General features: G+C 70.3%; 5 protein-coding genes. 4 read left to right on the top strand and 1 reads right to left on the bottom strand.

Features of this window, described 5'->3' with window-relative positions; translation table 11 throughout:
* Positions 1–321: 321 nt before the first annotated feature.
* Complete coding sequence (locus tag ACIOEW_RS41145) at positions 322–1,179, bottom strand: IclR family transcriptional regulator (RefSeq protein WP_401970730.1); 858 nt, start codon at positions 1,177–1,179, stop codon at positions 322–324.
* A gap of 310 nt (positions 1,180–1,489) precedes the next feature.
* On the opposite strand from ACIOEW_RS41145, the gene ACIOEW_RS41150 reads away from it, so the two are divergent.
* From ACIOEW_RS41150 to ACIOEW_RS41165, 4 genes are all read left to right on the top strand, one after another.
* Entirely contained in the window at positions 1,490–2,860 is a 1,371-nt protein-coding gene (locus tag ACIOEW_RS41150; RefSeq protein ID WP_401970732.1) for an aspartate aminotransferase family protein, read from the top strand.
* The gene (locus ACIOEW_RS41155) at positions 2,860–4,047 is read left to right on the top strand and encodes a mandelate racemase/muconate lactonizing enzyme family protein (RefSeq protein ID WP_401970734.1); all 1,188 of its coding nucleotides are present in this window, start codon (positions 2,860–2,862) and stop codon (positions 4,045–4,047) included. Before ACIOEW_RS41150 ends, ACIOEW_RS41155 begins: the two co-directional genes overlap by 1 nt.
* Entirely contained in the window at positions 4,044–4,892 is an 849-nt protein-coding gene (locus ACIOEW_RS41160) for an amidohydrolase family protein (protein ID WP_362557717.1), read from the top strand. The genes ACIOEW_RS41155 and ACIOEW_RS41160 overlap by 4 nt, the downstream gene beginning before the upstream one ends.
* 352 nt (positions 4,893–5,244) lie before the next feature.
* Positions 5,245–6,084: an SDR family NAD(P)-dependent oxidoreductase gene (locus ACIOEW_RS41165; protein WP_401970737.1), complete on the top strand. Its 840-nt coding sequence runs from the start codon at positions 5,245–5,247 to the stop codon at positions 6,082–6,084.
* Positions 6,085–6,260 lie beyond the last annotated feature (176 nt).

The following is a 6,260-nucleotide window of genomic DNA, read 5'->3' on the forward strand; positions in this document are numbered from 1 at the left end:
ACCAGACCGGCAAGACCCGAAGCCCGCAGCACATTCCGACGGGACGAGGAAGCGGGCGATGAGGAGGAAGCGGCAGCGGGCGATGCAGGGGTGTGGTGGTGCGGAACGCTCATGCGGACTTCGCCTTCCGAGAAGTGCGACGAGTGAGGGAGCGTTCCTGCGGTGGACTGCCATGAGGCGGATGGCTGAAAAGGGTCCGGTCGTCGGATGTTCACGGCGCGGTGGGCAGGCGCCGGAAGCGGACCGGAGGGGGTAAATCGTCGGTGACGGCTGAATGTCACCTCAGTTGGCAGGGAACCTACGGCGGGTGAAGCCGATCGGTCAAGACCCGAATCCGTCGGATTGTGATGTGTCGGTGTCCGAAGTGTCGGCGTCCTGGTCCTCGACCCAGCCCAGCGAGGCGCTGATCCGGCGGGCCGCATCCCGCACCTGGCCGCCGAGCTCCTGGTAGCGCCAGGCCGGCAGCCCGAGCTTGAGGCCGGTGATGGAAACGGCCCCGGCGCACACCGACCGGTCGTCGAAAACCGGCGCGCCGATGCAGATGATGCCCTCGGCGTCCTCCTCGTCGTCCAGGGCGTAGCCGACCCGGGCGATGTCGCGCAGATGGGACAGGAACGTCGCCCGGTCCGTGATCGTGCGGGACGTGCGGCGGGGCAGCCCGAACCGTTCGACGATCGAGGCGGCCTCGCTCTGCGGCACGGCGGAGAGCAGCGCCTTGCCCAGCCCCGTGCAGTGCGGCAGTTCGCGCTGGCCCATCCGCAGATCGAGCCGGACGCGCTGGTCGAGCTCGACCTGGTCCACCACGACCGCGTGGCCGTCCTCGGGCACGGCGAGTCTGGACGCCATGCCGGTGGCCCGGGTGAGGTCGCGCAGAACGGGGTGGGCGACCCCGCGCAGGGAGACCTGCGACCTGGCGCGGTCGCCGAGCCGGGCCAGGCTCATGCCCAGCCGGTAGCGGCGGTTCATGCCCTCGCCGTCGTCCGAGACGAGGCCGTACGCGCGCAGCGTCTGGAGCATGCCGAAGGCGGCGCTCTTGGAGATGGAGCAGGCCTGGCCCACCTCGGTGACGCTCAGGCCGTTCCCCTGCGAGGGCGCGGCGAGCGCTTCGAGGATGTCCGCTGCCCTGGCCACGCTCTTGACCCAGTACTTCGGCTCTTCTGGGGCAGCACTGTTCGTCATAGCAGAACAGCTTAGTGGCTGCGGGGTCGCCGAGGTGTCTCTGCGGCACTTCCGGGGCCCTTTCGTGGCAAAGAAGGCCCAACATGCCGGGCTTGAGGCGCCTCGAAGGGGTTGACCGCCTATCGGGCCGGACGTAATATCCAGGCACTGTTCTGCTCTACAGAACAGCGTTCTGAAAAAGCGAGACGCATCACCGAGCACCACGGATCACCCTCTTCCTGCGGCGACTGCCGGGCGGATGGCGCCAGGGACTCACGGGCCGGGCAGGGCCCGCGAAAACCGACGACTCTCGACGCAAGGAGCAAGCACCATGAGTTCAGGCCCGGTAGGCAACGAATCCGGAGCCCGACTCGCCGAGCGCGCCCGCCAGGTCGTACCCGGCGGCGTGAACAGCGGTCAGCGCAGCGTTCCCGGACTGACCGACCTGGTCGTCACCGGGACCCACGGCGCACGGTTCCGTACCGCCGACGGACGCGAGTACACCGACTTCCACTCGGCGTTCGGCCCGCCGCTGCTCGGTCACAACGACCCCGACGTGGCCCGCGCCACCGCCGAAGCCGGCGCGACGCTGGGGCACATGGGCGTCGGCGTCACCGAGGGCGAAGTACTTCTCGCCGAACAGCTCACCGAGCTGATCCCCTCGATCGAGAAGGTCCTGCTCACCAGCACCGGCAGCGAGGCGACCTTCCACGCGCTGCGCGTCTCCCGCGCCGCCACCGGCCGCCGCCTGGTCGTCAAGTTCCAGGGGTGCTACCACGGCTGGCACGACGCGGTCAGCCTCAACGTCATCTCCGAGCCCTCGAAGGTCGGCGGCCACGACCCGATCTCGACCGGCATCCTCCCCGAGGTACTCGAAGCCACCCTCGTCCTGCCGTTCAACGACAGCGAGGCCGTCCGCCGCACCTTCGCCGAACACGGCTCCGACATCGCCGCCGTCATCGTCGAACCCGTCCCGCACAACGTCGGCGCACTCCTGCCCTACCAGGAGTTCCTCACCACGCTGCGTGAGGAGACCACGAAGGCGGGCAGCGTCCTGATCTTCGACGAGGTCATCACCGGCTTCCGTCACAGCACCGGTGGCTGGCAGCAGATCTCCGGCGTCACCCCCGACCTCACCACCCTCGGCAAGGCCATCGCCAACGGCGCCCCCGTCGGCGCGATCGGCGGCCGCGCCGACCTGATGGACCTCTTCTCGACCCGCCCCGGCGCCCCCGCCTTCTTCGCCGGCACGTACAACGGCCACCCGTCCGTCGTCGCCGCCGCCCTCGCCACCCTGCGCAAGCTCCGGGAGGAACCGGTCCACGACCATGTCTTCCGGCTCGGCGACCGGGTCCGCACCGAACTGACCGGCCTGTACGAGCGCCTCGGCGTCCCGGCGGTCGTCACCGGCTACGGCTCCGTCTTCGTCAGCTACTTCATGCCGGGCGAGGCTCCCCGTACGTACGCGGACCTGCTGAACAACGACGCCTCGATGTTCGTCGGCTACCGCCGCAGACTCCTGGACCACGGCCTGTTCGAGCTCCCGCTCAACCTCAAGCGCAGCCACATCAGTTACGCCCACACCGACGCCGACGTGGACCGTCTGATCGAGGGCACCGAGGCGGCGGTCAAGGCCGTCCTCGCCGACGGCGGCGCCCGGGACCTGGAGAACGCCTCCACCATGGGCGGGGCGACCCGCTGATGCTCACCGTCAACCGCACCCGCCCCGCCGGCCCCGCCGGACGGATCACCCGCGTCGAGACCCTGATGCTCGGCACCTCCTGGCGCGACTTCGGCTATGTCCGCGTCCACACCGACGAAGGTCTGACCGGCATCGGCGAGATCACCCACCCGTACCGGGTGAGTGAGGTCTGCGCCCTCACCGAGGCCATCGCCCAACGGCACCTGATCGGCGCCGACCCCTTCGACATCGAGGAGCTGTGGCTCCGCGTCTACCAGGGCGACTTCCTGCGCGGCGGCGACATGGGCGGCGTCGCCCTGTCCGGCCTCGACCAGGCGATGTACGACCTGATGGGCAAGGCGCTCGGCGTCCCCGCCTACCGGCTGACCGGCGGCGCCTGCCGCGACGACGTCCGCGTGTACGCCAACGGCTGGTACACCGGCGAACGCGAGCCCGGGACCTTTGCCGCCAAGGCGAAGGAGACCGTGGCCAAGGGGTACACCGCCCTCAAGTTCGACCCCTTCGGCCCCGGCCTGCACGAGCTGGAGCGGGCCGAACTGCGCCGCTCCATCGATCTCGTCGCCGCGGTCCGCGAGGCCATCGGCCCGGACATCGACCTCTTCATCGAGGGGCACGCCCGGTTCGCCATGCCGACCGCCGCCCGGCTGGTGCGGGAGCTGGAGCCCTTCGACATCGGCTGGTTCGAGGAGCCGATGCCCTGGACCCACATCGAGCGGTACGCGGAACTGCGGCAGCGCGCCGCGTTCCCCATCTCCGGCGGTGAGCACTTCCACAACCGCTACGAGTACAAGCAGCTCTTCGCCACGAACGCCGTCGACATCATCCAGCCCGACCTCTCCATGGCCGGCGGCTTCACCGAGGTACGGAAGCTGGCGGCGATCGCCGACACCCACGGCATGCTCGTCGCCCCGCACAACTCCAACTCCCCGCTCTGCACCACCGTCTCGGTGCACGCGGCGCTGGGAATCCCCAACTTCAAGATCCTCGAAACCTTCGACGGGCTCCTGGAGCCCTTCGTCTTCGACGCCCTCAAGGGCACCCTCCCGATGGAGGACGGCCGCATCGGCCTGCCGACCGCCCCCGGGCTCGGCGTCGAACTCGTCGACGAGGTCTTCGAGGAACACCCGCCCAGCCACCGCTTCTGGAACATGTTCGCGGACGGCTGGGAGAAGCGGAACCGCACATGATCGTCGACGTCCACTCCCATCTCTTCCGGCACAGCCACGACTTCACCGACCCGTTCAGCTCCGACTCCGCCCGCGCCCACGCGGGCGAGGTCGACCTCACGGTGAAGTGGGAGGAGTACGCCGCCACCGCACCCGAGTCCACCCGCACGATCGTCGTCGGCGGCAAGGCGCGCCGCAGCGGGCTCTGGGTCGACGACGCCGCCGTGGCCGCGTATGTCGCAGAGCACCCCGACCGGCTGATCGGCTACCTGGCGCTCGACCCCACCCAGCCGGGCTGGCAGGAGGAACTGCGCTACGGCCACCAGGAGCTCGGCCTGCGCGGCATCAAACTGATGCCGATGTACGCGGGCTTCGACCCGGCGGCGGAGGAGTACGACGAGCTGTACACGTACGCCGAACGGCACGGGCTGCCGCTCCTGGTGCACACCGGCACCACGTTCGTCTCCAGCGCGCCGCTGGAGTGGGCGATGCCCCGGCACCTGGACGCCGTCGCCATCCGCCACCCGGAACTGCGGATGGTCCTCGCACACCTCGGCCACCCCTTCGAGGGCGAGTGCATCGCGGTCATCCGCAAGCACCCGCACGTGTACGCCGACCTCAGCGCCCTGCACTACCGGCCCTTCCAGCTCTGGCACAGCCTCCGGCTGGTCCAGGACTACGGGGTCTTCCACAAGGTCCTGTTCGGCAGCGACTACCCGTTCACGACGGTCGACGACTCGGTGAAGGGGCTGCGGGAGATCGCCCGCATCCCCGGCATCCCCGGTCTGCCGCCGCTCGACGCGGACGCGATCGAGGAGATCATCCACCGGCCCTCGCTCGATCTGCTGGGCCTGGGGGGTGCCTGACACATGGCTGCCGCCTCGCGGTGCCTGGCACGCTCGCCCGACGCGTTGCCGCAACGCCCACGTGACTCACTCCCCGGGCTCCCCACGCCGTTCGAGCTGGGGAGACCCCGTCCGAGGGCATTCCGGCGCCTTGCGATCGCACCCACCGGGCACCCCTCCCTCTCCCGCACTCGTGTGCCGGACATCCCCTGACGGCTGACCGGGCCGTTCCCCACAGCCTGCGGGCCGGCACCCGGGTCACCCCCCCCGGTACCCGGTGCCGGTCCGCAGCCGGGCCGCCGCGCTCCCACCCTGTTGTGTCCCGGCGCGGCGGCCCACCTCTCGTCCCCTCCCCGTCCGAAGGAACCCCGTCATGACCGCAGCCGTCCCGCCCCGCGGCACCGACCGCTTCGACCTGACCGGCCGCACCGCGGTCGTCACCGGAGCCGCCCGAGGCCTCGGCCGGTCCTTCGCCGTCGGGCTCGCCGAGGCGGGCGCGGATCTGGTCCTGGTCGACCTGCCCGGCGCCGAGGGCGTCGCCGAGACCGCCGCGGCGATCGAGGCGCTCGGCCGACGGTGCCGTGTCTACGGACAGGACCTCGCGGACATCGAGGCGCTGGCCGGCTTCGTCGACACGGTGCGCGCCGAGGCAGGACCGCTGCACATCCTTGTCAACAACGCGGGCACGGCAGCCCTTGAACGCTTCAACGAGATCACCCCGGCCAGCTGGTCACACATCATGCGGGTCAACGTCGACGCCGTGTTCTTCCTCAGCCAGCGCATCGCCGAACACATGACGGCCGACTCAGTCGCAGGCCGCATCATCACCATCACCTCGAAGAACGCCCTCGTGGCGGAGGCCGGCCTGGCCCACTACAACGCCTCCAAGGCCGCCGCCCAACTGCTCACCGAGACCCTGGCGGTCGAACTCGCCCCGCACGGCATCACCGCCAACACCCTGGCGCCCGGCATGGTCGAGACCCCCATCGACGGCGAGTTCCCCTTCGACCGGGAGGCCTTCGAGTCCGCGTACCGCGAGCGCATCCCGCTCGGCAGGTACGCGCAGCCCGACGAGTGCGTGGGCGCGCTGCTGCTGCTGGCCTCGGACGCGGGGGCGTACCTCACGGGTGCGCGCCTCGTCGTGGACGGGGGAGTGCTGGCCGACCAGATGCCGCGGATGCGCTTCATGCCGCCGTACCGCAACACGATCTGACCGCGACCGGCCGTCGGTCCGGTTCCCACTGATCCTCATCGAGCACGCATCGACCACGCGAGGAGTACCTCCGTCATGCCCGTCAATGCCTCGTCCCCCGCTCCGTCCTCAGCTTCGTCCCGTCGGAATGTGCTGCGGGCTTCGGGTCTGGCCGGTCTGGTCATGGCCGGTACGGC

Source organism: Streptomyces sp. NPDC087901 (genome assembly GCF_044742205.1).
Taxonomy (GTDB): domain Bacteria; phylum Actinomycetota; class Actinomycetes; order Streptomycetales; family Streptomycetaceae; genus Streptomyces.

Coding starts and splice junctions, on each gene's coding strand:
- ACIOEW_RS41150 (WP_401970732.1), top strand. CDS start 1,490: ATGAGTTCAGGCCCGGTAGGCAACGAATCCGGAGCCCGACTCGCCGAG.
- ACIOEW_RS41160 (WP_362557717.1), top strand. CDS start 4,044: ATGATCGTCGACGTCCACTCCCATCTCTTCCGGCACAGCCACGACTTC.
- ACIOEW_RS41165 (WP_401970737.1), top strand. CDS start 5,245: ATGACCGCAGCCGTCCCGCCCCGCGGCACCGACCGCTTCGACCTGACC.
- ACIOEW_RS41145 (WP_401970730.1), bottom strand. CDS start 1,179: ATGACGAACAGTGCTGCCCCAGAAGAGCCGAAGTACTGGGTCAAGAGC.
- ACIOEW_RS41155 (WP_401970734.1), top strand. CDS start 2,860: ATGCTCACCGTCAACCGCACCCGCCCCGCCGGCCCCGCCGGACGGATC.